The organism is Streptomyces sp. UH6, assembly GCF_013421635.1.
GTDB classification, from domain to species: domain Bacteria; phylum Actinomycetota; class Actinomycetes; order Streptomycetales; family Streptomycetaceae; genus Streptomyces; species Streptomyces abyssomicinicus.
Window position 1 is genome coordinate 1 of the sequence record NZ_JACADT010001327.1, and the last position, 1,227, is coordinate 1,227.

General features: G+C 75.3%; 1 protein-coding gene. It reads right to left on the minus strand.

Annotation, left to right across the window (positions count from 1 at the left end; genetic code table 11):
* Positions 1-1,227, minus strand: a 1,227-nt coding sequence (locus HW445_RS31635; protein ID WP_257231427.1) for a condensation domain-containing protein, incomplete at both ends; no start/stop codon positions are given.

Consider the following 1,227-nt stretch of genomic DNA (forward strand, 5'->3'; position numbering starts at 1 on the left):
GGGCGTCCTGCGTACCCACCCGGCGAACAGTCCGGCGGTCGTGGTCACGGGCGCGCCGGTGACGGCGCCGTTCCCGGCGCGGACCGCCCGTTCGCGGCCCGCGGGCGTGAGCAGGGGCAGGCGGCGGGGGGCGCGGTCGAGGTCGTCGGCCATGCCCTGGAGGAGGACGGTGAGGTGCCCGGTCAGCCGTTCGGCCGTGGAGGCGTCGAACAGTTCGGGGTCGTAGCCGAGGCTCAGGGCGAGTTCGGGTCCCGGCTCGACGACCAGGCTCAGCGGGTAGTTGGTGGTCTCGACGCCTTCGAGTCCGCTCAGCCGCAGTCCGTGGGCGGCGGCCAGGCCGTCGTCCACCGGGTAGTTCTCGAAGACGACGATGCTGTCGAACAGGCCGGCGCGCTCCGGGAGTCCGGTGAACGCCTTCATGCGGGTGAGGGGTACGGAGCCGTGCCGCCGGTCCTCGCCCTGCTCCTGCTGGAGGCGGCGCAGCCACTGCGCCAGCGTGCCCGCGCGGGGCACCGTGACGCGGGTGGGCAGGGTGGCGATGAACAGGCCGGTCATGGCCTCGGCGCCGTCCAGCTCGGGCGGGCGGCCGGAGACGGTGGTGCCGAGGACGACCTCGTCACGGCCCGCGTGACGGCTCAGCAGGAGTGCCCACGCGCCCTGCACCAGGGTGCCGAGGGTCAGTCCGGCCTCCTTCGCGCGTTCCCGGAGCGCGCGGGTGGTGACGGCGGGCAGCACGGCGCGCACCGTCTCGCGGGACTCGGCGCGGTGGCTCTCGCGCGGCTCGCGGTCGTAGGGCAGCGGGGTGGGCTCGTCGAGGGAGGCCAGCCGCTCCCGCCAGTGCCGTTCGGCCTCCTCGCGGTCGCGGTCGCCCAGCCAGGCCACGTAGTCACGGAACGGCCGGCGGACGGGCAGCGCCGCGGTGTCCGGGTCGGCGACGCAGGCGAACACGTCCGACAGCACGTGGAAGAGGCTCCAGCCGTCGAGCACCATGTGGTGGAAGGACCACACCACGCGCACGCTGTCGTCGCCCAGCCGGGCCAGCGTCAGCCGCTGCAGCGGGGCGCGGGCGAGGTCGATGCCGCGTTCGCGCTCCTCGCGCAGCAGGTCCCGCAGCCGGGCCTCGCGTGCGGTCTCCGCGACGTCGCTCCAGTCCAGGTGGGTGACCGGCACGGGCGCCGCGCCCCGCACCACGAGCAGCGGTTCGGGCACGTCCTGCCAGACGGGGTG